Raw genomic sequence first — 26,674 nt, 5'->3', positions numbered from 1 at the left:
TGTTAAAGTGTCGTTATTTACCTTTTACGACTAATTCGTTATCCTCAACATCTATATCCACATGTTTAACGTCTGTATGATCTAGATAATAATCTGTAATTTTGTCACGTACTTGCTGTTCAACAATACGTCTTAATGGACGTGCACCTAATTCTTCATCATAGCCTTCTTCAATTAACCAATCTTTCGCATCTTGAGAAACGTCCATCGTAATACCTTTTTTATCTAATGTAACTTGTACATCGTCTAATAATAAGTTGACGATATCTTGCAATGCATCTTTATCTAAATGTAAGAATTGAACGATGCCGTTGAAGCGGTTAAGGAATTCAGGGCGGAAGAATTTTTTCATTTCGTGCATAATATCTTTTTCTTCAGCGTCATTGCCATTGCCAAAGCCAGCATTTGATGTACAAATAATAATTGTATTTTTAAAGTTGATGACATTACCTTGACCATCAGTCAAATTACCATCATCCATTACTTGTAATAACAATGTTAAAATTTGTGGATTTGCTTTTTCGATTTCATCAAATAGAATGACTGAGTATGGATTACGGCGTACTTTTTCAGTTAACGTATTTGAATTGTCATCATAACCGACATAACCAGCAGTTGTACCAATCATTTTTGAAACAGCTGTTGTGTCACTATATTCACTCATATCAAGTCGAATCAGTGCATCTTTATTACCAAATAGATCAATTGCTAATTGTTTAGCAAGCTCTGTTTTACCAACACCAGTAGGGCCAACAAATAGGAAACTGCCAATTGGACGGTTGCCGTCATCAAACCCAGCACGATTACGGCGAATTGCACGTGAAACCATTTCTACAGCTTGATCTTGACCTATGATTTTACTTCTTAAACGATTAGAAATATTTTTTAAACGTTCAATATCGTTATCATCCATTTGAGAAACTGGAATACCAGTTAATCGTTGAATAGTATCTGAAATATCATGAACTGTAGCAACAGCAGTATGTTCACCATTACTATTTTCTAATTTATCTTGTAATGATTTAATTTCATTTTGAATGTCGTCAGCTTTTTTATATTCTTCAGCACTTACCGCTTTACGTTTATCATTTTCTAATTCAGAAATTCGTTTTTCAGTTTCAACTTTATCGACAGCTGGACTTTGCGCAGATAAATGTGCTGCTGTAATATCTAACACATCGATTGCTTTATCTGGTAATAATCGTTGTGGAATATATTGAATTGATAAGTCAACACATGCTTTTAATACGTCATCTGGTAATTTTACTTGATGGTGTTCTTCGAATTTTTCGCGAATACCTTTTAAAATTTCCACAGTATCTTTAGCACTTGGTTCATTAACAAGTACTTCATTAAATCTGCGCGTTAATGCAGCATCTTTAAGAATATTGTTTCGATATTCATCTTGTGTTGTTGCACCAATAATAGAAATCTCACCACGACTTAATGCAGGTTTCAAAATATCAGATAACCCTTTGCTACCTGAATCACTTCCTGTGGCACCTGAACCGATAATTTGATGGATTTCATCAAAGAATAGTACGGCATTTTGTGAAGATTTAACACCTTCGATTAATTTTTGAATATTTTCTTCAAAAGCACCACGATATTGCGTTCCAGCTTCTAATGATGAAATATCTACAGAAATAATTTCTTTGTCTTTGATTGCTGCTGGTACATTTCCTTCAACGATTGCCTGTGCTAAACCTTCAACAATCGCAGTTTTACCAACACCAGCTTCTCCAACTAATATAGGATTGTTTTTAGTTCGTCTACTTAAGACTTCAGCAGTTTCTTGAATTTCTTTATCACGACCAATGACTGGATCTAATAAACCGTCACGTGCTTCTTGCGTAAGGTTACGACCAATTTGTTCTAAATAATTGCCGTTGCCACCTTGTTGCCCTTGTTGTCTTTGTGCTGCTTGTTGAAAAGCTTGCGCACTTTGTTCAGCAGAGTGATTGCCACCTTGTTGTGTGAGTTGCGCTAGTTCTTCAGGTGAAACTTCTTTACCATTAATATAGTACTTTTTGTTACCGACTTGATTTGAACCTTGCATATCTTGCATCATTCTTCGAAAAATTGAATCAAAGTCGCTATTGAAAAAATCGTTATTCATATAACATCACCTCTAAATTTTTTTGAACTAAACAAAAAAGAAATTACTTTTGAAGCGTTATGCAAACTATATACAATTGCAATTGTACTTTTCCACTAATAATAGGTGATAAAACAGAATATTTTTAAAACTTTATGAATATTGTGTGTTATTTTTAATAAGTAATTATAGGTTTAATAAAATATTAAGGATCCATTGCATTTTCAATATTTTAATTTAAGATTTGGTTTACAAAGTAATAGGTTAGCACGTGTAGTAAGTTATGTAACTGTATATTGCAGCAAAGTGATAGCTGGTATTACGTGTTTATATATGTAATTGACGACTTATTTATTTTTAAAAAATGTGAACATGAATATTTTCTAATTTAACAATTAAGGCGTATGATTAGAAAAAGGGGGCATTTTTATGGAGTATAAGAGTTACTATGATTCGCCTGTAGGACGATTGGAACTTGTGAGTGATGGGGTAAGTCTGACCGCTGTTTTGTTTGAAAATCAACAAGATGATGGTACTAGGGAAGAAAATACGTCTTTAGTGATATTTAAAGAGGCGACACTGTGGTTAGACGCGTATTTTAAAGGTGATAATCCTGAAATCACAATACCTTTAAAGCCAACAGGTAGTCATTTTCAACAGTGTGTTTGGAATGAATTAAGACAGATTCCTTATGGGACGTTAACAACGTATGGTGCTATTGCCAAAAAAGTAGGCAAGGTGCTTGATAAGCCAAAAATGTCAGCCCAAGCGGTTGGAGGTGCAGTCGGAAGTAATCCATTATCAATTATCGTGCCATGTCATCGTGTTGTCGGTAAAACGGGTAGCTTAACAGGATTCGGTGGAACGATTAATAATAAAATTAAGCTGTTAGAGTTGGAGAATATCGATATGTCAAAGCTTTATGTACCTAAACACAGTACAAAGCCGTAACGTATAAAGGATCCAGGCATTAGGAAAACTTCAATAATGTGTCAAATAGGCATAATGAATTCATTCAATACGAAGTGTTATAAATAGAGAACAGCAGTAAGACGATTTCAATGAGAAGTGGTCTTACTGCTGCTTTTAGGTTTTATTATATGTGTTTTAAATACACCGACTACTCTGGTCTGTGATATTCACGAACGTTATTTTCAATATTTGATAAGTAGAAAATATGACGATCTTCATGAACAGCATCTTGTTCTTCGTCAAATTCAACGTCATCAAAACGTTTGAAGAATGTTTCATATGCATCAACAGATACTTCAGTACGGTTATTTAATAATGCTTTATGTGCAGCTTGATCTAAATGATCTTTGTAGCCTTCAACTAATGTCGCACTATAAAATTCACCAACTGAACCTGAGCCATAACTGAATAAACCGATTGTTTCACCAGCTTGTAAATCTCGATTTTCAAGTAATGATATTAGGCTTAAATATAATGATCCAGTATAAATATTACCGACATAACGGTTATAATCTACAGCATCTTCATATCCTGAACGTAAACGCTCTTGAGTTGTTTCATCAGCGTTATCAATGATTGACTCTAATGCCTTTTTACCCATTTTTGTAAATGGAACATGGAAGCATAGAGATGCGAAGTCAGCTAGCGACTTACCTTGACGTTTTGCGTATTCATTCCAGCTTTGTTGGAATGAGCGGATATAAGCATCTTTAGATAATGCACCATCAACTAATGGATATTTATGTCCAGTTGGACGCCAGAAATCATAAACGTCTTCAGTGTAAGCAACAGCATCTTCATTTAATGCCAAAATGCTTGGATTATGTGCAATAACCATCGCAACTGCGCCAGCACCTTGTGTTGGCTCGCCGCCTGAATTCAATCCATAACGTGCTGTATCTGTAGCAATAACTAATACTTTTTCATTCGGTCTAGTTGCTAAATAATCTTTAGCTAATTGAATTGCTGGTGTTGCAGCATAACAAGCTTCTTTCATTTCAAAGCAGCGTGCAAAAGGTTGAATACCTAATAAGTTGTGAATTTGAACAGCGGCTGCTTTAGCAGCATCAACTGCTGATTCAGTTGCCACAATTACCATACCAATTTTCTTTTTGTCTTCGTCTGTTATAATGTCCTTAGCAGCGTTAGCGCCCATTGAAACGATGTCTTGGTTTACAGGACTAACAGCCATTTCAGTTTGACCAATACCAATTAAAAATTTGTTTGGATCTACTTGGCGTGCTTCTGCTAATTTAGCCATGTCTACATAGTACTTTGGAACGTAAAAGTTTATTTTATCGATACCTATTGTCATAAGGTTTTACATCCTTTCAAATTTATAAAAGCAACACTTGTATCATATCAGAATATGCTAATTTTATACAAAGAAATATACTAAATTTAAAAATGATTTGTCGTTTCTTGTAAGCGTTTTAATTTACCTTGTTTTATTTTAAAGTCAAAACGACAATTATTCAATTGAATTTTAAGACGAATGACGTTATTTTGTGGTAAAAATAGTAGTGATTGAAATGTTAAAAATTATGTGAAGTAAAAGGAGTACGTCCATGCAAAATTTAGATAAGAATTTTCGACATTTATCTCGTAAAGAAAAGTTACAACAATTGGTTGATAAGCAATGGTTATCAGAAGAACAATTCGACATTTTACTGAATCATCCATTAATCGATGAAGAAGTAGCCAATAGTTTAATTGAAAATGTCATCGCGCAAGGTGCATTACCCGTTGGATTATTACCGAATATCATTGTGGACGATAAGGCATATGTTGTACCTATGATGGTGGAAGAGCCTTCAGTTGTCGCTGCAGCTAGTTATGGTGCAAAGCTAGTGAATCAGACTGGCGGATTTAAAACGGTATCTTCTGAACGTATTATGATAGGTCAAATCGTCTTTGATGGCGTTGACGATACTGAAAAATTATCAGCAGACATTAAAGCTTTAGAAAAGCAAATTCATAAAATTGCGGATGAGGCATATCCTTCTATTAAAGCGCGTGGTGGTGGTTACCAACGTATAGCGATTGATACATTTCCTGAGCAACAGTTACTATCTTTAAAAGTATTTGTTGATACGAAAGATGCTATGGGCGCTAATATGCTTAATACGATTTTAGAGGCCATAACTGCATTTTTAAAAAATGAATTTCCGCAAAGCGATATTTTAATGAGTATTTTATCCAATCATGCAACAGCGTCCGTTGTTAAAGTTCAAGGCGAAATTGATGTTAAAGATTTAGCAAGGGGCGAGAGAACTGGGGAAGAGGTTGCCAAACGAATGGAACGTGCTTCTGTATTGGCACAAGTTGATATTCATCGTGCTGCAACACATAATAAAGGTGTTATGAATGGCATACATGCCGTTGTTTTAGCAACAGGAAATGATACGCGTGGTGCAGAAGCAAGTGCGCATGCATATGCGAGTCGTGACGGACAGTATCGTGGTATTGCTACATGGCGTTACGATCAAGATCGTCAACGATTGATTGGTACAATTGAAGTGCCAATGACATTAGCAATTGTTGGGGGTGGTACGAAAGTATTACCAATAGCTAAAGCTTCATTAGAGCTACTAAATGTAGAGTCAGCACAAGAATTAGGTCATGTAGTTGCTGCCGTTGGTTTAGCGCAAAACTTTGCAGCATGTCGCGCGCTTGTGTCAGAAGGTATTCAACAAGGTCATATGAGTTTACAATATAAATCATTAGCTATCGTTGTAGGAGCAAAAGGTGATGAAATTGCTAAAGTAGCTGAAGCATTGAAGCAAGAACCCCGTGCAAATACACAAGCAGCGGAACGTATTTTACAAGAAATTAGACAACAATAGTAAATTGCGAATAGCGATTTTAAAGAAAAGTTTAAGTCAGTCCATCGTAGCGCTTAAATAAATTAATATGAACAAAAAATAAAAACTTCTATCACACGCATACAGGAAATTGAAGCGTTCGTGATAGAAGTTTTTTGATTAGTAAATATAGTTAAAGTTACGTGCTGCCTTTTTGCTTAGTACACGTGTATTGTATTTTAATGGGCGATAAAAGTTGTATTCTGAAACTTTAATACTACCGTTTTTATATACTTGTTCAACAACTGCGACATGTCCATAATATCCTGCAGTTGATTGCATGACAGCAAATTTTCTTGGTGTACGACCAGTCGCATATTTTGATTTACGTGCATTGTAATACCAATTTTTAGCATTGCCCCATCTATTAGAAACAGGTTTACCGACTTGTGCGCGACGTTTAAATGCCCACCATGTACATTGGTTTTTACTATAATAATTAACTGCGGCATGCGATTGATGCGTTTGTTCGACGGATTGATAAGTGAAATCTGCTGAGAAAAGTACTGCAAAAGCAATTAATAAACGAATTAGTATCTTTTTATATTCCATTTTTATCTCCCAAGTTAATTTTTTTCTTTATTCAACATTAATTATGATAACAAAATTTTTTTAGAAAACAATGCAAGCAATCAACAATAAAAGTAACTGTAATGAAGTTGTCATATAAAGTGTTGAATTGTAATAAAAATGGATTTTTTCATAAAATGTAGAAATTCATGTATTTAACAATTAATTGTCATAGTGATACAAGGATGTCAGGATTGATTAACAGCGGATATTAGTGGGAAAATATAAAATGATTTAAAAGAAAAGGTACGTGGTTCTATAACTGAAAGAAAATAGCAATCACAATATACTAAATGTAGCAATAACATTAAAAATAGCGCCCTGCAATCAGAGCGCTAACATGAGATGATGTGACTCCATGTATTCATGTATCATTGTACATTTGTGAATTGGTTGAAAACTGATAGTGCCCGTTTAATTACAGGTACTGAGATGCTTTCAGGACATGGATTTGTTCGAAAATATGACAATATTTCACTATGGCTCTTCACTTCTCTAGGGAAATTGCTATCTTGATTAATCCAATCAACCAATTCACCTAATGGTGTGTCATCACCAAGAAAACTTTGCATAAATTCGTAAAAGCTCAATACCTCACCTCGATTAATATACTTGAGCCATTAATATAATACCATAAAAGAATGTGTATTTTACATAAAACTTTTTATAAAGCAATTTTATAAATCTAAATTTATTGAATGTTTAAGAAGTTGTGTATAATGAAATAAACGTGTTGAAATAGTTAGGATGATGTTAGTGGATATCAAACATATGAAATATTTTATTGAAGTCGTTAAGCAAGGAGGCATGACTAATGCTTCCAAATCATTATATATTGCACAACCTACAATTAGTAAAGCAATTAAAGATATTGAAAATGAAATGGGCACGCCCTTATTTGATAGAAGTAAAAGACATTTAATACTTACCGATGCAGGTCAAATTTTTTATGAGAAAAGTAAAGAAATTGTTGCACTGTATGATTATTTACCATCTGAAATGGAACGCTTGAATGGACTGGAAACAGGACATATAAACATGGGCATGTCGGCAGTCATGAATATGAAGATTCTTATCAATATTCTTGGTGCATTCCATCAACAATATCCAAATGTTACATATAATTTGATAGAAAATGGCGGTAAAACAATTGAACAGCAAATTATCAATGATGAAGTAGATATAGGCGTGACCACTTTGCCAGTCGATCATCATATTTTCGATTATACTACCCTAGATAAGGAAGATTTGCGACTTATCGTGAGCAGAGAGCATCGACTCGCAAAATATGAAACTGTTAAACTCGAAGATTTAGCAGGTGAAGACTTCATTTTATTTAATAAAGACTTTTACTTGAATGATAAAATTATTGAAAATGCTAAAAACGTTGGCTTTGTTCCGAATACTGTAGCGCAAATTTCACAATGGCATGTTATAGAAGATTTAGTTACGAATGAATTAGGTATTAGTATTTTACCAACATCAATTTCAGAGCAACTAAATGGAGATGTGAAGCTACTACGCATTGAAGATGCGCATGTACATTGGGAATTAGGTGTTGTTTGGAAGAAGGATAAACAATTAAGTCATGCCACAACGAAATGGATAGAATTTTTGAAAGATCGTTTAGGCTAACATATTAATAAAGCACTCATTATTTAAGGCGCATCATTACGTGGGTCATTGAAATAATGAGTGTTTTTTTGTGAAAATGAAGTGAAATTTAGAGAGCGTTTCCATAGAAAATAGTAATACAAACTATAAAAAAAGAGTATTTTTATATTGTGTACGCCATCTTTATAATAGTTATTGTAACAATTTAGACATATTTAGAAAGGGATGGCGCCATGCACAAAGTCCAATTAATAATCAAACTACTACTACAACTAGGAATCATCATTGTGATTACTTATATTGGCACAGAAATTCAAAAGATTTTTCATCTTCCCTTAGCCGGCAGTATTGTTGGTCTATTTTTATTTTATTTACTATTACAATTTAAGATTGTACCGTTAACTTGGGTAGAAGACGGTGCAAACTTTTTATTAAAGACGATGGTCTTTTTCTTCATACCGTCAGTTGTAGGTATTATGGATGTTGCGTCCGAAATTACGCTAAATTATATACTCTTTTTCGCAGTCATTATTATAGGAACATGTATCGTTGCATTATCTTCAGGTTATATTGCTGAAAAAATGTCTGTTAAACATAAACATCGTAAAGGTGTAGACGCTTATGAATGATTACGTGCAAGCCTTATTAATGATTTTGTTGACTGTCGTTTTATATTATTTCGCTAAAAGGTTACAACAAAAATATCCGAACCCATTTTTGAATCCAGCATTAATTGCATCTTTAGGAATTATTTTTGTCTTACTTATCTTTGGAATTAGTTATAACGGGTATATGAAAGGTGGCAGTTGGATCAACCATATTTTAAACGCAACGGTCGTATGTTTAGCGTACCCACTTTATAAAAATAGAGAGAAAATTAAAGACAATGTCTCTATCATTTTTGCAAGTGTATTAACTGGCGTCATGCTGAATTTCATGTTAGTGTTCTTAACACTTAAAGCATTTGGCTATTCTAAAGACGTCATTGTAACGTTATTGCCCCGATCTATAACAGCCGCAGTAGGTATCGAAGTGTCACATGAACTAGGTGGTACAGATACGATGACCGTACTTTTTATTATCACAACGGGTTTAATCGGTAGTATTTTAGGTTCGATGTTATTAAGATTTGGAAGATTTGAATCTTCTATCGCCAAAGGATTAACGTATGGGAATGCGTCACATGCATTTGGCACAGCTAAAGCACTAGAAATGGATATTGAATCCGGTGCATTTAGTTCAATTGGGATGATTTTAACTGCAGTTATTAGTTCAGTGTTAATACCTGTTCTAATTTTATTATTCTATTAATTTAGATATTTAAAATGATAGACAGAAAGGGAGGCTATTAGTAATAATGGCAAAAATAAAAGCAAATGAAGCATTAGTTAAAGCATTACAAGCATGGGATATAGATCACTTGTATGGTATTCCAGGAGACTCAATCGACGCAGTAGTCGATAGTTTACGTACAGTGAGAGATCAATTTAAATTTTATCATGTACGTCATGAAGAAGTAGCAAGTTTAGCGGCTGCTGGTTACACAAAATTAACTGGTAAAATCGGTGTGGCATTAAGTATCGGTGGCCCTGGTTTAATTCATTTATTAAATGGTATGTATGATGCCAAAATGGATAATGTACCGCAATTAATATTATCTGGCCAAACGAATAGTACAGCACTTGGAACGAAAGCATTCCAAGAAACAAATTTACAAAAATTATGTGAAGATGTAGCCGTTTATAATCACCAAATTGAAAAAGGTGACAATGTGTTTGAAATCGTTAACGAAGCAATTCGTACGGCATATGAACAAAAAGGTGTAGCTGTTGTTATTTGTCCTAACGACTTATTAACTGAAAAAATTAAAGATACAACGAATAAACCAGTAGATACATCAAGACCAACAGTAGTATCACCAAAATATAAAGACATCAAAAAAGCGGTTAAACTAATTAATAAAAGTAAAAAGCCTGTCATGTTAATTGGTGTAGGTGCGAAACATGCGAAAGATGAGCTACGTGAATTTATTGAAATGGCTAAAATTCCTGTCATTCATTCATTACCAGCTAAAACAATCTTGCCGGATGATCATCCATATAGTATCGGTAACTTAGGTAAAATCGGTACCAAAACATCTTATCAAACAATGCAGGAAGCGGATTTATTAATTATGGTTGGTACAAACTATCCATATGTGGATTACTTACCTAAGAAAAATATTAAAGCCATTCAAATTGACACAAATCCTAAAAATATCGGACATCGTTTCAATATTAATGTAGGAATTGTTGGAGATAGTAAAATTGCGTTGCATCAGTTAACTGAAAATATTAAACATGTTGCTGAAAGACCATTCTTAAACAAAACGTTAGAACGTAAAGCGGTTTGGGATAAATGGATGGAACAAGATAAAAATAATAATAGTAAACCATTACGTCCAGAACGATTAATGGCATCAATCAATAAATTTATTAAAGATGATGCAGTGATTTCAGCAGATGTAGGTACAGCAACAGTTTGGTCAACTCGATACTTAAACCTTGGTGTAAATAACAAGTTCATCATTTCAAGTTGGTTAGGTACAATGGGTTGCGGTCTTCCAGGTGCAATTGCATCAAAAATTGCATATCCAAATAGACAAGCCATCGCAATTGCTGGTGACGGTGCATTCCAAATGGTAATGCAAGACTTCGCTACAGCAGTACAATATGATTTACCTTTAACTGTATTTGTACTTAATAACAAACAGTTAGCATTTATTAAATATGAACAACAAGCAGCTGGTGAATTAGAATATGCAGTTGATTTTTCTGATATGGATCATGCAAAATTTGCTGAGGCAGCAGGTGGTAAAGGTTATACAATTAAGAGTGCTAGCGAAGTAGATGCTATAGTCGAAGAGGCATTAGCACAAGATGTACCAACGATTGTAGATGTATATGTTGATCCTAATGCTGCGCCATTACCAGGTAAAATTGTAAATGAAGAAGCGCTTGGTTATGGTAAGTGGGCATTTAGATCAATTACTGAAGATAAACATTTAGATTTAGATCAAATTCCACCAATTTCAGTGGCAGCAAAACGTTTCTTATAACTGATTTAAAGGTTATCACAATTGAATTGAACTATAAAAACGGTAATTTCTATTTCAACAAAATGGGAATTGCCGTTTTGTTTATTTATCACAAATGATCGTACTGAATTGATGATAAAATTGTGAAAAAGTTGTTGAAAACGCTTTTACAAATATGTATAATAGCTATGAATTAGATATCACTTGCGTGTTACTGGTAATGCAGGCATGAGCAAACAACCGCACTATGAGAATAGTCTTGTTTGTTCATGCCTGCTTTTTTTGTACATGGAAGCGGAAATTGAGATAGGGGATGTTTATATGTTTAAGAAATTGTTTGGACAATTGCAACGTATCGGTAAAGCATTAATGTTACCTGTTGCGATTTTACCAGCAGCTGGTATTTTATTAGCGTTTGGTAACGCAATGCACAACGAACAATTAGTAGAAATTGCACCATGGTTAAAAAACGATATCATTGTAATGATTTCGTCGGTCATGGAAGCAGCAGGACAAGTTGTATTTGATAACTTGCCATTATTATTTGCAGTTGGTACAGCACTTGGATTAGCAGGAGGAGACGGTGTTGCAGCATTAGCAGCGCTAGTAGGTTACTTAATTATGAATGCAACAATGGGGAAAGTGTTGCACATTACAATTGATGACATTTTCTCATATGCCAAAGGGGCAAAAGAATTAAGTCAAGCAGCGAAAGAACCAGCACATGCTTTAGTATTAGGTATTCCAACGTTACAAACGGGTGTGTTTGGTGGTATTATCATGGGTGCTTTAGCCGCATGGTGTTACAACAAATTTTATAATATTACACTACCACCATTTTTAGGATTCTTTGCAGGTAAACGATTTGTACCGATTGTGACATCGGTCGTAGCAATCGCAACAGGTGTGCTTTTAAGCTTTGCGTGGCCACCAATTCAAGATGGATTAAATAGTTTATCGAATTTCTTATTAAATAAAAATTTAACATTAACAACGTTTATATTCGGTATTATTGAACGCTCATTAATTCCATTTGGTTTACATCATATTTTCTATTCACCGTTCTGGTTTGAATTCGGAAGTTATACAAATCACGCAGGTGAATTGGTTCGTGGTGACCAACGTATTTGGATGGCACAATTGAAAGATGGCGTACCATTTACTGCTGGTGCATTTACTACTGGTAAATATCCATTTATGATGTTTGGTTTACCAGCGGCGGCATTTGCTATTTATAAAAATGCACGACCAGAACGTAAAAAAGTCGTGGGTGGTTTAATGTTATCAGCAGGATTAACTGCATTTTTAACTGGTATCACTGAGCCATTAGAATTTTCATTCTTATTTGTAGCACCAGTACTTTATGGAATTCACGTATTATTAGCTGGTACATCATTCTTAGTAATGCATTTATTAGGCGTTAAAATTGGTATGACATTCTCAGGTGGTTTCATAGATTATATTTTATATGGTTTATTAAACTGGGATCGTTCACACGCATTATTAGTTATTCCAGTCGGTATTGTATATGCTATCGTGTATTACTTCTTATTCGACTTTGCAATTCGTAAGTTTAAATTGAAAACACCAGGTCGTGAAGATGAAGAAACTGAAATTCGTAACTCTAGTGTCGCAAAATTACCATTTGATGTCTTAGATGCAATGGGTGGAAAAGAAAACATTAAACATTTAGATGCATGTATTACACGTCTGCGCGTAGAAGTGGTTGATAAATCAAAAGTAGATGTAGCAGGTATTAAAGCTTTAGGCGCATCAGGTGTATTAGAAGTTGGAAACAATATGCAAGCTATCTTTGGTCCAAAATCAGATCAAATTAAACATGATATGGCCAAGATTATGAGTGGTGAAATTACGAAACCAAGTGAAACGACAGTGACTGAAGAAATGTCAGATGAACCAGTTCACGTAGAAGCACTTGGAACAACAGACATCTATGCACCAGGTGTCGGTCAAATCATTCCATTATCAGAAGTACCTGATCAAGTATTCGCTGGTAAAATGATGGGTGATGGTGTTGGCTTTATCCCTGAAAAAGGTGAAATTGTAGCACCGTTTGATGGTACAGTGAAAACAATCTTCCCTACGAAACATGCAATAGGATTAGAATCTGAAAGTGGTGTCGAAGTACTTATTCATATTGGTATCGATACAGTGAAACTGAATGGTGAAGGATTCGAAAGTCTGATTAACGTTGATGAAAAAGTAACACAAGGTCAACCATTAATGAAAGTGAATTTAGCATACTTGAAAGCACACGCACCAAGCATCGTTACACCAATGATTATTACAAATCTTGAAAATAAAGAACTTGTCATTGAAGATGTACAAGATGCTGATCCAGGTAAGCTAATTATGACAGTCAAATAATGATTAAAAATGAAACAGCATATCAAATGAATGAACTTTTAGTCATTCGTAGTGCGTATGCGAAGTAGCGAGTTGAAAGAGAATATTTTTACAAAAGGCAGTAGCTTAAAATGAAGCTGCTGTCTTTTTAGTGCGCAATGATGTATAGCAATGGCATAGATGTTAGTTTGGGGGATAGAAAGTAGGGATTGTACTTTTTGTACATTTTAGAAAAATGCATCTTCACGACTAGTCAAATTAATAACGTCATTGAAAAGTTTGATTTTCCGTAATAAAGTTCAATTGCTTGTATTTTTATCATGAAAGTAATAAAAATAAATTAACATGATTTTAAATCTATTTGTAAGATAAGGAGATTTGTCATTATGACAACAGAAGGTCTATTAGTTGCAGAGAAAGAAATCGAAGTGAATGGTTACGACATTGATGCGATGGGTGTCGTTAGTAATATCGTTTATATTAGATGGTTCGAAGATTTGAGAACAGCGTTTATTAATCAGCACATGAATTACTCAACAATGATCAATCAAGGCATTTCACCTATACTTATGAAAACGGAAGCAGAGTATAAAGTACCTGTCACAATACATGACAAACCAGTAGGTCGTATTTACTTAGTTAAAGCAAGCAAGATGAAATGGGTGTTTCAGTTTGAAATTGTGTCCGCACATGGCGTGCATTGTATTGGTACACAGACAGGCGGTTTTTACAGATTGAGCGATAAGAAGATAACCTCTGTGCCACAAGTGTTTCAAGACATTTTAGCAACAAAATAATGACTTCATTTTAAAATATAAAAAGTAAGAAGGTGTTCGAAATGGTTAAGCAATTAAATAGTGTCGAAGCATTCCGTGAATTTATTCATCAATATCCGTTAGCAGTTGTACATGTCATGCGCGATCAGTGTAGCGTGTGTCATGCCGTTTTACCACAAATTGAAGACTTGATGCAATCATATCCCAATGTGCCATTAGCTGTGATTAATCAAAGTCAGGTGGAAGCTATTGCTGGAGAATTAAATATTTTCACTGTACCTGTGGATTTAATTTTTATGAATGGAAAAGAAATGCATCGTCAAGGGCGTTTTATCGATATGCAACGTTTTGAACATCATCTTAAGCAAATGAATGATAGTGTAAATAACGATGTCGATGAGCATTAATATCGCAAATGATTAGCATTGCTAAGATTATGTAGACATCATAACTTATTTCCCAGTAAATATTGGTAGTAATAAGAATCAGCATGGTACAGTAGAACTATAGTAGAAATCATCAAAGAGGAGTGACGACAAATGCGTAAAAAATGGTCTACACTTGCGTTTGGATTTTTAGTAGCAGCATACGCACATATTAGAATTAAAGAAAAACGCAGTGTGAAAAGTTATATGTTAGAACAAGGTATACGATTATCTAGAGCTAAGCGTCGTTTTATGTATAAAGAAGAAGCGATGAAAGCATTAGAAAAAATGGCGCCACAGACAGCAGGTGAATATGAGGGCACCAATTATCAGTTTAAGATGCCAGTAACAGTGGATAAGCACTACGGTTCAACCGTTTATACCGTTAATGATAAACAAGATAAGCATCAACGTGTTGTATTATACGCACATGGAGGCGCATGGTTCCAAGACCCACTCAAAATTCATTTCGAATTTATTGATGAACTTGCAGAAACACTCAATGCTAAAGTCATCATGCCAGTATATCCGAAGATTCCGCATCAAGATTATCAAGCGACGTATGTGCTTTTTGAAAAGTTATACCATGATTTATTGAATCAAGTAGCAGATTCTAAACAAATCGTTGTAATGGGTGACTCTGCGGGCGGTCAAATTGCTTTATCATTTGCTCAATTGTTAAAAGAAAAACATATTGTGCAACCAGGACATATTGTATTAATTTCACCAGTTTTAGATGCAACGATGCAGCATCCTGAAATTCCTGACTACTTAAAGAAAGACCCAATGGTAGGTGTGGATGGCAGTGTGTTCTTAGCTGAACAATGGGCAGGGGACACACCTTTAGATAACTACAAAGTATCACCAATTAATGGTGACTTAGATGGTTTAGGTCGTATTACATTAACTGTTGGCACAAAAGAAGTACTGTACCCAGATGCTTTGAACTTATCGCAATTGTTGAGTGCAAAAGGTATCGAACATGACTTTATACCTGGATATTACCAATTTCATATTTATCCAGTATTTCCGATACCAGAGCGCCGACGCTTTTTATACCAAGTGAAAAATATTATTAATTAAAATAAAAAACTCTGATATCACCTACAAGGTAGCTACATTGTTAAATAATAGTTACTTGCTAAAGTGATTATCAGAGTTTTCTTATTCATCTAATGCTTCAGGTTGTCTTTTAAGTGATAGTAATAAAATTAAAATCATAATAAGAATGATGCCTACGATTTGAAATGGTTTGAATGCCACATGTAACCATAGACTGCTTGCGATAACGGCTACGACAGGTTCAACAGTTCCGAATAATGTTGTTTCTTTCGCTGATATGTATTGTAAACTGTCGATAAAGAAATAAAATGCGAGTGCGGTACCACCGATAATACCAAAGATTAAAAATAATATAATTGATATGTCCCATTTAGTGATATCAATGTGCCAAATTGGATGGCGTAAATTCATCGCAACACCAGAAATAAGCATTGCCCACCCGACAATTAGAATCGAACCGAAGCGGTTAAGTAGGTCTGAAGGATAAATTGTGTAAAAAGCGAGTGCTACACCAGCTAAAATCCCCCAGAATAAACTTGCAGGATTGACGACTAAATTAGAAAATGAACCATTCGTTAATAATAAAAATGTTCCTAATAGTGTCATGATAATAGCAAGCACATCAAATAATGTTAGTTTTGCAACGCCTCTTATGACAAACCAAATAATAATATAAACTGGCGCAATGTATTGTAGTAATGTTGCAATCGCAGCATTACCTGTATTAATAGATGCCATATAAGCATATTGTACAACTAACATGCCCAGTATACTGAAGGTAAGTAATTTGCCTAACATACGTCGATCTTGGAATACGCTAAATATAGAACGTTTGGGTTGCATCATTTTGTACATAATAAGTAAGAAAACACCACTGACTAATAGTCGAGCAGTGACGTACCAATCGACATTAATATTCTTATATTTGAACAAGAAATCAGAAACAGTACCACCTAATCCCCATAAACAAGCACCGACAATGGCAAGTATAATTCCTTTTAAACGCAAAGCTGAATGATTATTCGCCAAGTATCTCACCCCTTTAAAACTTAACACCAACAACTTAAAATATGTCGGTGTATGATAATGATTTAATTCATTATATCGACTTTTAAGAAAGAGTGAAATGAGAAAATAAAAAAATCATCTAAGATGTAGTGGTCTAGATGATAGATAAATGAATCGATATGGGAAATGAATGTTGAAACACAGAGGATAAACTATTTAAATGAGATTTCAGGAAGACTCAAATGTTTTTGCGTAAGAGATCCATGATGAGAATGCTGACTATCTAACACGAAATGTGATACATCATGTCCAGTCATACTCGTATATAAAATAATGACTAAATAAGAAGTGAACGTTATAAAGATAAGTGCTAAATAGATAGAAATTGCAACTTTAACGGAATGACTCAATTGCACCTTTATCGCCTCCACTAAGTTATACTAAATATTTTCATCTTCAGTATAACCAGCCATTGTTAAGTTGATGTAAATTTAGCTTTAAAAAAAGTAAAGATTCAACCTATAGACTATCATCATTCCTATCAGAAAACTAAAAATAATATCCTACTTTAATTATCTTATTGCAAATATATGTGTAATAAGTTATTTTTGAATATAGTGTGCGGTTTTATAAACACAGCACAAAAACAAAAAATAAATAGCTCGAAAGATAAAGTGTATAAATATTAAAGATTTTTAGAAATATTACTCACTTTCAGATGTAAAAAAGTTATCAAAAAACTGTCACACAACTGTTTGAAATATAGAGTAAAAAGTTAATTAGTAAATATTAATGACAACATAAGTAGTTTTTGAAACAATCCATTTTAAAAATCTTTCACAAATATGAAATATTTCACTTAAATATTTGATTTGATAACAGATAAAAGTTGAAAACGTTTTCTTAAGGGTGTACGATGTTTATGGTCTGAAAATAAAATAAACATAGAGAGAGGTTTTTGGGAAATGGATATTCTGTTAGGTGTAGGCACATTAGTCTTGGTTTTAGTGATCATGACGCTATTTTTAAAGTATGCACCGTACGGTAAACAAGGACTACAAGCATTATCCGGTGCAGCTTGTGCGACATTTCTACCACAAGCATTCTTAAGTTACGCTATTGGTGGCGTATTTGATATTAAATTTCTACAAGATATTGGGGATTTAGCAGGAAGTTTAAGCGGTATCGCAGTAGGTATTCTAACGTGCTTAAACTTAGGCGTTGCACCAGTATTTGCGGTTATTGTTGGTTTAGTATTACATGACTTTAAATTATTACCAGCATTCATCGCAGCTTATGGCGTAGCTTTTTTAATTAAATGGATTGAAAAGAAAGTTCCAGAAGGCTTGGACTTAATTGTGGTGATCTTATTTGCACCAGCAATTGCTTTCGGACTTGCATCAATCATTACACCTGGTGTGCTAGCAACATTAAAACAAATAGGTAGTGCTGTCACTGCGGTAGGTGATAACAATCCATATGCATTAGCGGTCATTTTAGGACTAGTGATTCCTGTTACAGGTATGACACCGCTAAGTTCAATGGTATTAACAAGTTTATTAGGACTGACAGGTGTTCCTATGGCTATTGGAGCACTAACATGTACAGGTAGCTCATTTGTTAACCTTATTTTATTCCGAAAATTAAACATTGGTGGACCGTCAAAAGCATTTGCAGTTTGTATTGAGCCATTGACGCAAATTGATTTAATAGCGCAATATCCAGTACAACTATATGGTACAAATGCACTGATTGGGGTCGTCAACGCATGTATCGTGACATTTAGCGGACTAGTAATAGGTGTCAAAGGTATGGCAACACCAATTGCAGGCGCCATCGTATTGTTTGGCTTTAATAATGCAGTGACATCAATTGTAACAATCGCAACAGTGATTATTGTCAGCATTGTCTTAGCCTATATTATTGGAACACTAATTAATAAGTTTAATTTAATGAATATCAACTTTAAAATGCCGAGCAAAAAGAATCATATTAAGGAGAGTGTTTAATTATGGCAAAGAGCTATGATTATCAAAGTGCTTTCGATATTATCGGACCAGTTATGATGGGACCTTCAAGTTCTCATACGGCTGGTGCAGTAAAGATTGGGAATTCAGCACGCGCAATATTGGGAGATATTCCTAAAAATATTGAAATACATTATTATGAATCATTTGCTCAAACACACCAAGGACATGGTACAGATGTCGCTATTGTGGGTGGAGCAATGGGATATTCAACATTTGATAACCGAATTAAATCTTCATTAGAAATTGCAGCTGATGATGGTATTAAAATAGATATCATCGAAGAAGAAGGCGATAGTATTGGTCAACATCCAAACTGTGCTTATATTAAATCATCTCGTAATGATGGTCGCTACATTGAAATTATCGGTATTTCAATCGGTGGTGGTACAATTAAAATTAAAGGTATTCATATAAATGGACTAGAAGTAGATTTAAATCATGGATTACCAATTTTAGTTGTTGACGGAAATATGACTAAAGCACAAGTAAATCATTTCATTAATGATATCAACGATATGAAATTAGACTGTAAAGATGAATTTATTAAGATAGATGAAGATAAATGCTTGGTTGTAATACCATTAAATAAAGCAATCTCAGAATCGACATTAAATACAATTAAAGAGAAATACAGTGACGTAAACGTTTCCTATATAAATTAGAGGGGGAATAAACATGTTTGATTCAATTAGAGAGACTATAGATTATGCCGTAGAAAATAATATGTCATTTGCGGATATCATGGTTAAAGAAGAAATGGAATTAAGCGGTAAATCACGTGATGAAGTGCGAGCGCAAATGAAACAAAATTTAGATGTCATGCGAGACGCAGTAATCAAAGGGACGACAGGTGATGGCGTTGAAAGTGTAACGGGCTACACTGGTCATGACGCTGCTAAACTACGTGATTATAATGAAACACATCATGCTTTGTCTGGATATGAAATGATTGATGCAGTCAAAGGTGCCATTGCAACAAATGAAGTCAATGCTGCGATGGGTATTATTTGTGCAACGCCAACAGCTGGTTCCTCGGGTACCATCCCCGGTGCACTTTTTAAATTAGAAAAAACACATGATTTAACAGAAGAGCAAATGATTGATTTCTTATTCACTTCAGCATTGTTTGGGCGTGTCGTAGCAAACAATGCAAGTGTAGCTGGTGCAACAGGTGGCTGCCAAGCTGAAGTTGGTTCAGCATCTGCAATGGCGGCAGCTGCAGCAGTAGCTATATTCGGAGGATCACCAGAAGCATCCGGGCACGCTATGGCATTAGCGATAAGTAATTTATTAGGTTTAGTTTGTGACCCAGTAGCCGGACTTGTTGAAATTCCTTGTGTTATGAGAAATGCAATTGGTTCGGGTAACGCTTTAATTTCAGCAGATTTAGCATTAGCAGGTATTGAAAGTAGAATCCCTGTTGATGAAGTTATTGAAGCAATGGATAAGGTTGGTCGTAACCTTCCTGCATCATTACGTGAAACTGGATTGGGTGGACTAGCAGGTACACCAACAGGCGAAGCAATTAAACGTAAAATCTTTGGCACAGCTGAAGATATGGTTAAAAATAATTAATGAGATAACAATAAGATATTGATAAAAAAGAAGCATCTTTCTGGATCATTAGTACCAGATAGATGCTTCTTAATTATCTCTGAAGAAGTTGAAAAATTTATGGGAAATACATGCTAATCAAAATAGTGATTGCAAAAGCGCCCCTGTATATCTAAAATAACTTAAAAGGAGTGATGATATGCTAAGACTATCAATCATCTTTATAGCATTCATCATTAACACAACGATTACATATGGATATACGACTGAGGGAACGTGGGTCAATCTATTATTTAAATCTTTATCGCTCAGCATGATTATCGTTTTCATGTTCTACTATATTCGTTTTGTTATTGAGAAAAAGCGTTAAATCAAAGCTATGGGGATAGTATTTGAAAAGAATAAATAAAAGGGACAATGTAAATCAATGTAATATGCTCTACAAAGTTATATTGGCAGTAGTTGACTGAACGAAAATGCGCTTGTAACAAGCTTTTTGGGCCCCAACACAGAAGCTGACGAAAAGTCAGCTTACAATAATGTGCAAGTTGGCGGGGCCCCAACAAAGAGAAATTGGATTCCCAATTTCTACAGACAATGTAAGTTGGGGTGGGACGACGATAAAGAAATACTTTTTCTATAGAAATTAGTATTTCTTATGCATGAGTTTTACTCATGTATTCCCATTTTTAAGTACACATTAGCTGTGGCTAATGTGTAAGAACCACTACATAATAAATCATTAGTGGCTCTTTATCATTTCTGTCTCACTCCCCTGAGAAGTTTAAAATTTTATATGTTGGCTTGTTATGTTAAGTGAATTGACATGGTCGTCTTGTTTATATTATGTGATTCAAACATTACTAGTCTTGTAAATCTAATTCGTAAAATGCTAAATCTAACCATTGATTAAATTTAAAACCTACATTGGTCAGTGTGCCGGCATGCTTGAAAGCAAACTTTTGATGTAATTTAATACTCGCTTCATTAGAAGCATCAATACCAGCAACAAGTGTACGATAACCTTTAGCTTTTGCCTCTACAATTAAACGCTGTAATAATTGACTAGCGATACCTTTTCCTCTAGCTGAAGCATCGACATAAATAGAATGCTCGATAGTATATTGATATGCTGGCCAAGGTCTAAACGAACCGAACGTCGCAAATCCTAATACACTTCCATTTTCCTCAAATACAAAGATAGGCTCATGATTACGTTGTTTCGTTTCAAACCATGCGATACGTTCGTCTATGGTTTGCGGTTTATAAGTATAAACAGCTGTTGTATTAATAATGGCATCGTTGTATATCGCTAATATAGCGTTTAAATCTTCTTTTTTAGCACATCGAATCATAATAATTCCCCCTTAGTAATTATTAAAAGCGTTTCGTTATTTGAATGCAAATATGTGTAATGAAATCTAACGTAAAAGCATACATGTAAATTTTATAGTATAAAATGAATTGCTATGAGTCATTTTGAAATTAATGGTATACTATATGAAATGTTAATAGGCATTGTGAAATGTATAAAAGGAGCCTTAACGTATGAAAAAATGGACAAATCGATTAATGACAATCGCTGGTGTGGTACTTATCCTAGTGGCAGCATATTTGTTTGCTAAACCGCATATCGATAATTATCTTCACGATAAAGATAAAGATGAAAAGATTGAACAATATGATAAAAATGTAAAAGAACAGGCGAGTAAGGATAAAAAGCAGCAAGCTAAACCTCAAATTCCGAAAGATAAATCGAAAGTGGCAGGCTATATTGAAATTCCCGATGCTGATATTAAAGAACCAGTATATCCAGGACCAGCAACACCTGAACAATTAAATAGAGGTGTAAGCTTTGCAGAAGAAAACGAATCACTAGATGATCAAAATATTTCAATTGCAGGACACACTTTCATTGACCGTCCGAACTATCAATTTACAAATCTTAAAGCAGCCAAAAAAGGTAGTATGGTGTACTTTAAAGTTGGTAATGAAACACGTAAGTATAAAATGACAAGTATAAGAGATGTTAAGCCTACAGATGTAGAAGTTCTAGATGAACAAAAAGGTAAAGATAAACAATTAACATTAATTACTTGTGATGATTACAATGAAAAGACAGGCGTTTGGGAAAAACGTAAAATCTTTGTAGCTACAGAAGTCAAATAATCTATTACGCTAATGGATGAATATATTGAGTGGAAAACAGTCTTGATTGCGAGACTGTTTTTTTGTTTGGTATGAGGTAGCAATGACGACGTGTCATTGGTGGAGATTGTAAAAATACATAATAAAAAGGAGCGACAATGGATGCCGCTCCTTTTTATGTACTACATACCGATTTTCAACCATCTCTTTCTACTTAGTAATAAGACAATAGTATTAACTATAAATAGAAGAACGAAGAATGATACTGTATTTATAATTTCAGTAGGACACATAAATGTTGACTCGTTATTCAATATTTTTTCTACGGCACGATACATCGTATTGCTCGCCTCAAATGGAGCAACGATACCAAATATATTTTTATTAATGGCAACTAAGATGACTGAACCAATCCAATATACAATGCTGATACCTAAGCTGATTAAAATATTAGGTGAAACCATACTAATCGTTCCAACAACTAAGATATATTGTAAGATAACGAGTGAAAATAAGATTATTAATAGTAAGTAATGTGAGAAATCCGAATATATAATTGAAATAATTGTGATACTTAGAATTATGAACACTAAACATTCAAAAAATAACACTGCTACCTTTTTATAGAAGAAGGTAAAGATATTATCGCCAATCAGCTTGTAAAATAATATATTTTTATTCGAATACTCTTTATTAATAAAATATGCAATAACAAATGAAAATAGTAAGAACCCTAATTGCGTTGCAACAGTATATGAACTGAAGAAAAACTGGCTATAGCTTAAACTTTTAACTTTGTCTATTCCTATTGGTAAAAAATACCCAAGTAAGAAAAGGAATATGAATAGCACACCAAGCGTGTAAATAATTTTATTGGAAATACTTTTTTTAAATTCTAATTTCAAAGTGGACACCTCAATTATAAATTAATGTAATCATTTATGACTTCTTCTTTTGATTGGTACTCTTCTATTTGAAGGTCTTTAAAAATAAAGTATTTACCCGGCAAAGCACTTAAATCGGATAAATTATGTGTAATATTGATAATAGTTTTAGTTTGATGGCTTTGAATAAAATCATTTAAAAATTCATAAATTTCATTAACTGTTTTCTTGTCTAAAGCGTTTGTAACTTCATCTAATATGATTAAATCATGATCTTCCAATAAGAAACTTAATAATTTAAGCTTTTGTTTTTGACCATCACTCAAGTTTTTTAGTAGTACGTTAGACGGTATTGCTTCGATGTTTAGTATGTTATAAATCTTATCGAATGTTTGTCGATTGTTTTCAAATTTTGATTTTAACAATGATAATAAAAAATCTTTTGTTATATCATTAGGAATATTTGATGAACTTGATATTAAGGTTACATTTTGAGAAATGGACTTAGGGATATTTCCACTATTATTTAGTAAGAAATCTTTAGCTAATAAAGATTTTCCTACACCATTTTTACCAACAATGTGATTGATCTGACCAAGATAGAAATTTAAATCACAATTGTCAACTAGTTGTTTGTTTTTAACTTTTAAAGAATAGTTATTTAGTTTCATGTATACAACTCCTATGTATAAAGGGATTTATTACACCGACATTTAATTATATTTTTAAAAATTCTTTCACATTATGTATAGATGTTATAAATTAGTATATCACACTATATTTTGTCCAAATGATAAATATAACGTTATATTTTTACAATATTCTGAAATTTATGTTCGCCTCCGAATGCTATATCCAGTGTAATGTGTTTTGCATATATGAAAGCAATTTCAAAATGTGAATATAGGTTCATTGTGGTATGACAAACTTCATTGCTTGTCATGAGATGGATATAATGAAGACGACTAAAAGAGCAATGAGGAGGATAATCATGGTTAAGGCTATTGCGGTAGATATGGACGGGACGTTTTTAGATTCGAAAAAGACATACGATAAATCAAGATTTGAAGCGATTTTTACTGAACTTAGAAATAGAGATATTACATTTATTGCTGCGAGTGGCAATCAATATGCGAAGTTGAAGTCTATTTTCGGGGATAGAGATATGTATTTTATTTCTGAAAATGGTGCAGTTATTTATAATGGCAATGAGTTATATAATTATAAAAGCTTTAATCGTCAGGTGTTTCAACAGGTTGTCGATTATTTAAATATGAACCAAAGTATTGATCAACTCGTCATCTGTGGTTTGAAAAGCGCGTATATTTTAAAACATACTTCTGAAGCATTTAAAGAAGATACGAGATTTTATTATCATCAGTTAAAAGAAATTGACAGTCTACAGCAATTACCTGAGGATGATTATGTCAAAATAGCATTTAATATTAATCGTGAGACGCATCCGAATGTTGACGAAGAAGTAGCAACGCAATTCAGCAATGATATTAAACTTGTCTCAAGTGGGCACGATAGTATTGATATTATTATGCCAAACATGACTAAAGGACAGGCTTTAAAACGATTGTTAGATAAATGGGGAATGTCTTCTTCAGAGCTCATGGCCTTCGGAGATGCGAATAATGATAAAGATATGCTTGCGTTCGCTAAGCATAGTTATGTGATGGAAAATAGTCATGATGAAGAATTGTTCAAGATTGCCTCTGCTGTCGCTCCAAGTAATGATAAGCAGGGTGTTTTAACGATTATCGAACAAGAAGTATTGAACAAGTAGGTAGTACATCATCAATGAAGCGGCTATTATGATACTAAATACATGTTAAATGAAAACTCTGAATACGAATCATCAAACATTAATATATCTCAAACAGGTTAGGCAATAATGCCATAGTAAAATAAGCGCACTACAATCAGTTGAATAGATGATAAAATAAAGCAGATTTTAATCAAACCGATTTTGATACAGATATACAAAATAAAAAGCAAAGGCACATGGCGCGCCTTTGCTTTTAAATATATATTAATTTAAACGTGTTTCACATGTACCAGTGTTAATGACAGATAATGCTGCGTTTAAACCACCTTCAACAAGGTTTTGTACTGCTTCATCAGAGAAGAAAGCAATATGTGGTGTTACTAAAATTCTTTCATGTTCGATTAACTCTAATAATGTTTTATCGTCAATGTCTTTATTAGTCCAGTCATTTGTGAAGTATGCTGCTTCATTTTCATAAGTATCAATCGCAGCACCTAACAAAGTACCATCGTTCACTGCATCGATTAAATCAGGTGTATTGATGACTGCACCACGTGCTGCGTTAACTAAGATTGCACCTTTTTTCACATGATCAAACATTGCTTTATCGAATAAATGATAGCTTTCTTTGTTCGCTGGAACATGTAAAGAAATAATATCGGCATCTTTAATAGCTTCTTTAACACTATCTTTATAAGTTAAAAAGTCTAAATCTTTATTAGGATAAGCGTCATAAGCTGTAATTGTAGCACCAAATCCTGCATATATTTTAGCTGTAGCAGCACCGATACGACCCGTACCGATAATTGCAACAGTCATATTTTTAACTGGTTTAGACATGATTTCTGCTTGCCAAGTAAAATCATGTGCTTGTACACGGCGTTCAATATCTGGGAAGCGACGCACTAATTGTAGGGCGATAGAAACAGAATACTCTGCAATTGTTTCAGGTGAATAACTAGGAACGTTAGATATCACAATGTTGTGTTTTTTAGCTAAATCTAAATCATACATATCAAATCCAGCAGTACGTTGTGCAATTTGTTTAATACCGTAAGATTCTAATTTAGGATAAACGTCATTTTCTAACTTACCAAATTGCATTGTAGTTACGCCATCGTAATCTTTTAATTGATCGACTGTAGCACTTGATAATAGCTCTTTAGAAGTAGTTACTTCGACATTATTCTTTTTCCCCCAATTTAATGCCATCTCTTTCTCATAATCACGCGTACCAAAGAACATAATTTTTGTCATTATTAAAAACCTCGCTTTTAAAAGATTGAAAAGTAAATGAGTGAAATTAAAGATTATTTACATTAAAATCACGCCACAATTTAATTGTGAAAAATATCACAAATATATTATAACACTAAATTTCCCAAAATTCAAAAGTGTGTTTTATTGCAGAAAACTTATAACATGTGCACAAGTTATAGCGAATTGCAAACG

Annotated in this window: 27 protein-coding genes; 17 read left to right on the top strand and 10 right to left on the bottom strand. The window is 33.8% G+C overall.

Annotated features, from left to right (window positions below; all coding sequences use genetic code 11):
* Positions 1–13 precede the first annotated feature (13 nt).
* On the bottom strand, positions 14–2,119 hold the full coding sequence (clpL, locus tag KI230_RS12855; RefSeq protein WP_001058023.1) for an ATP-dependent Clp protease ATP-binding subunit ClpL: 2,106 nt from the start codon (positions 2,117–2,119) through the stop codon (positions 14–16).
* Positions 2,120–2,527: 408 nt separating this feature from the next.
* Between clpL and KI230_RS12850 the strand changes: the two genes are divergently transcribed.
* On the top strand, positions 2,528–3,049 hold the full coding sequence (locus tag KI230_RS12850; protein WP_045178170.1) for a methylated-DNA--[protein]-cysteine S-methyltransferase: 522 nt from the start codon (positions 2,528–2,530) through the stop codon (positions 3,047–3,049).
* Positions 3,050–3,218: 169 nt separating this feature from the next.
* Here KI230_RS12850 and KI230_RS12845 read toward each other — a convergent pair whose 3' ends face one another.
* Entirely contained in the window at positions 3,219–4,385 is a 1,167-nt protein-coding gene (locus KI230_RS12845; RefSeq protein WP_000151982.1) for a hydroxymethylglutaryl-CoA synthase, read from the bottom strand.
* A gap of 253 nt (positions 4,386–4,638) precedes the next feature.
* On the opposite strand from KI230_RS12845, the gene KI230_RS12840 reads away from it, so the two are divergent.
* Entirely contained in the window at positions 4,639–5,916 is a 1,278-nt protein-coding gene (locus KI230_RS12840; protein WP_001180327.1) for a hydroxymethylglutaryl-CoA reductase, degradative, read from the top strand.
* Positions 5,917–6,054: 138 nt separating this feature from the next.
* On the opposite strand, the gene KI230_RS12835 is transcribed toward KI230_RS12840, so the two are convergent.
* Both KI230_RS12835 and KI230_RS12830 read right to left on the bottom strand, forming a co-directional pair.
* A complete protein-coding gene (locus KI230_RS12835; RefSeq protein WP_000455861.1) occupies positions 6,055–6,486 on the bottom strand; it encodes a CHAP domain-containing protein in 432 nt (143 codons plus the stop codon).
* Between the two features lie 389 nt (positions 6,487–6,875).
* Entirely contained in the window at positions 6,876–7,094 is a 219-nt protein-coding gene (locus KI230_RS12830) for a sterile alpha motif-like domain-containing protein (protein ID WP_000011687.1), read from the bottom strand.
* Positions 7,095–7,260: 166 nt separating this feature from the next.
* Between KI230_RS12830 and cidR the strand changes: the two genes are divergently transcribed.
* The 8 genes from cidR (at position 7,261) to KI230_RS12790 (ending at position 15,845) form a co-directional block, all read left to right on the top strand.
* Positions 7,261–8,139 (top strand): cidABC operon transcriptional activator CidR, encoded by an 879-nt coding sequence (gene cidR, locus KI230_RS12825; protein WP_000351761.1) that lies wholly within the window; start codon positions 7,261–7,263, stop codon positions 8,137–8,139.
* Positions 8,140–8,351: 212 nt separating this feature from the next.
* Positions 8,352–8,747 (top strand): holin-like murein hydrolase modulator CidA, encoded by a 396-nt coding sequence (gene cidA, locus KI230_RS12820; protein ID WP_000549734.1) that lies wholly within the window; start codon positions 8,352–8,354, stop codon positions 8,745–8,747.
* Positions 8,740–9,429: an LrgB family protein gene (locus KI230_RS12815; protein ID WP_001001019.1), complete on the top strand. Its 690-nt coding sequence runs from the start codon at positions 8,740–8,742 to the stop codon at positions 9,427–9,429. Before cidA ends, KI230_RS12815 begins: the two co-directional genes overlap by 8 nt.
* Positions 9,430–9,475: 46 nt before the next feature.
* Entirely contained in the window at positions 9,476–11,215 is a 1,740-nt protein-coding gene (locus KI230_RS12810) for a pyruvate oxidase (RefSeq protein WP_001062658.1), read from the top strand.
* A 300-nt stretch (positions 11,216–11,515) separates the two neighbouring features.
* Entirely contained in the window at positions 11,516–13,582 is a 2,067-nt protein-coding gene (ptsG, locus tag KI230_RS12805; protein WP_000473680.1) for a glucose-specific PTS transporter subunit IIBC, read from the top strand.
* Between the two features lie 365 nt (positions 13,583–13,947).
* A complete protein-coding gene (locus tag KI230_RS12800) occupies positions 13,948–14,358 on the top strand; it encodes an acyl-CoA thioesterase (protein ID WP_000206033.1) in 411 nt (136 codons plus the stop codon).
* A 41-nt stretch (positions 14,359–14,399) separates the two neighbouring features.
* Positions 14,400–14,744, top strand: a complete 345-nt coding sequence (locus KI230_RS12795) for a thioredoxin family protein (RefSeq protein WP_000240662.1) — start codon at positions 14,400–14,402, stop codon at positions 14,742–14,744.
* Positions 14,745–14,876: 132 nt separating this feature from the next.
* Entirely contained in the window at positions 14,877–15,845 is a 969-nt protein-coding gene (locus KI230_RS12790; protein WP_001228169.1) for an alpha/beta hydrolase fold domain-containing protein, read from the top strand.
* 81 nt (positions 15,846–15,926) lie between these two features.
* On the opposite strand, the gene KI230_RS12785 is transcribed toward KI230_RS12790, so the two are convergent.
* Positions 15,927–16,862 (bottom strand): DMT family transporter, encoded by a 936-nt coding sequence (locus KI230_RS12785; RefSeq protein WP_072384847.1) that lies wholly within the window; start codon positions 16,860–16,862, stop codon positions 15,927–15,929.
* Positions 16,863–17,044: 182 nt separating this feature from the next.
* The gene (locus tag KI230_RS12780) at positions 17,045–17,248 is read right to left on the bottom strand and encodes a hypothetical protein (RefSeq protein ID WP_001177186.1); all 204 of its coding nucleotides are present in this window, start codon (positions 17,246–17,248) and stop codon (positions 17,045–17,047) included.
* A 549-nt stretch (positions 17,249–17,797) separates the two neighbouring features.
* Here KI230_RS12780 and KI230_RS12775 point away from each other — a divergent pair.
* The 5 genes from KI230_RS12775 to KI230_RS12755 all read left to right on the top strand — a co-directional run bounded on the left by KI230_RS12775 (position 17,798) and on the right by KI230_RS12755 (position 20,786).
* A complete protein-coding gene (locus tag KI230_RS12775; protein ID WP_000353634.1) occupies positions 17,798–18,841 on the top strand; it encodes a PTS sugar transporter subunit IIC in 1,044 nt (347 codons plus the stop codon).
* A 2-nt stretch (positions 18,842–18,843) separates the two neighbouring features.
* Positions 18,844–19,524: an L-serine ammonia-lyase, iron-sulfur-dependent subunit beta gene (sdaAB, locus tag KI230_RS12770; RefSeq protein WP_001140234.1), complete on the top strand. Its 681-nt coding sequence runs from the start codon at positions 18,844–18,846 to the stop codon at positions 19,522–19,524.
* Between the two features lie 13 nt (positions 19,525–19,537).
* Positions 19,538–20,437, top strand: coding sequence for an L-serine ammonia-lyase, iron-sulfur-dependent, subunit alpha (gene sdaAA, locus KI230_RS12765; protein ID WP_000460421.1), 900 nt, complete (start codon positions 19,538–19,540; stop codon positions 20,435–20,437).
* Between the two features lie 18 nt (positions 20,438–20,455).
* Positions 20,456–20,554, top strand: a complete 99-nt coding sequence (locus tag KI230_RS12760; RefSeq protein ID WP_031789447.1) for a hypothetical protein — start codon at positions 20,456–20,458, stop codon at positions 20,552–20,554.
* A gap of 61 nt (positions 20,555–20,615) precedes the next feature.
* Positions 20,616–20,786, top strand: a complete 171-nt coding sequence (locus KI230_RS12755; RefSeq protein WP_001549802.1) for a hypothetical protein — start codon at positions 20,616–20,618, stop codon at positions 20,784–20,786.
* A gap of 493 nt (positions 20,787–21,279) precedes the next feature.
* On the opposite strand, the gene KI230_RS12750 is transcribed toward KI230_RS12755, so the two are convergent.
* A complete protein-coding gene (locus tag KI230_RS12750; protein WP_000617355.1) occupies positions 21,280–21,771 on the bottom strand; it encodes a GNAT family N-acetyltransferase in 492 nt (163 codons plus the stop codon).
* Between the two features lie 193 nt (positions 21,772–21,964).
* Between KI230_RS12750 and srtA the strand changes: the two genes are divergently transcribed.
* Entirely contained in the window at positions 21,965–22,585 is a 621-nt protein-coding gene (gene srtA / locus KI230_RS12745; RefSeq protein WP_000759359.1) for a class A sortase SrtA, read from the top strand.
* 161 nt (positions 22,586–22,746) lie between these two features.
* Here the strand turns inward: srtA and yydJ are convergent, their stop codons facing one another.
* Together yydJ and yydI are read right to left on the bottom strand one after the other, a co-directional pair.
* Positions 22,747–23,469: a YydJ family epipeptide exporter permease subunit gene (gene yydJ / locus KI230_RS12740; RefSeq protein WP_000763020.1), complete on the bottom strand. Its 723-nt coding sequence runs from the start codon at positions 23,467–23,469 to the stop codon at positions 22,747–22,749.
* Positions 23,470–23,483: 14 nt separating this feature from the next.
* Positions 23,484–24,119: a YydI family epipeptide exporter ATP-binding subunit gene (gene yydI / locus KI230_RS12735; RefSeq protein WP_000773921.1), complete on the bottom strand. Its 636-nt coding sequence runs from the start codon at positions 24,117–24,119 to the stop codon at positions 23,484–23,486.
* Positions 24,120–24,439: 320 nt separating this feature from the next.
* Between yydI and KI230_RS12730 the strand changes: the two genes are divergently transcribed.
* Entirely contained in the window at positions 24,440–25,240 is an 801-nt protein-coding gene (locus KI230_RS12730) for a Cof-type HAD-IIB family hydrolase (RefSeq protein ID WP_000237540.1), read from the top strand.
* Positions 25,241–25,486: 246 nt separating this feature from the next.
* Here the strand turns inward: KI230_RS12730 and KI230_RS12725 are convergent, their stop codons facing one another.
* Complete coding sequence (locus tag KI230_RS12725; RefSeq protein ID WP_045176560.1) at positions 25,487–26,479, bottom strand: D-lactate dehydrogenase; 993 nt, start codon at positions 26,477–26,479, stop codon at positions 25,487–25,489.
* Between the last annotated feature and the right edge of the window lie 195 nt (positions 26,480–26,674).

Source organism: Staphylococcus sp. MZ3 (assembly GCF_018622755.1).
GTDB classification, from domain to species: domain Bacteria; phylum Bacillota; class Bacilli; order Staphylococcales; family Staphylococcaceae; genus Staphylococcus; species Staphylococcus aureus.
The sequence above is the reverse complement of the archived record's forward strand: the minus strand, read 5'-3'. Positions and strand labels throughout refer to the sequence as shown.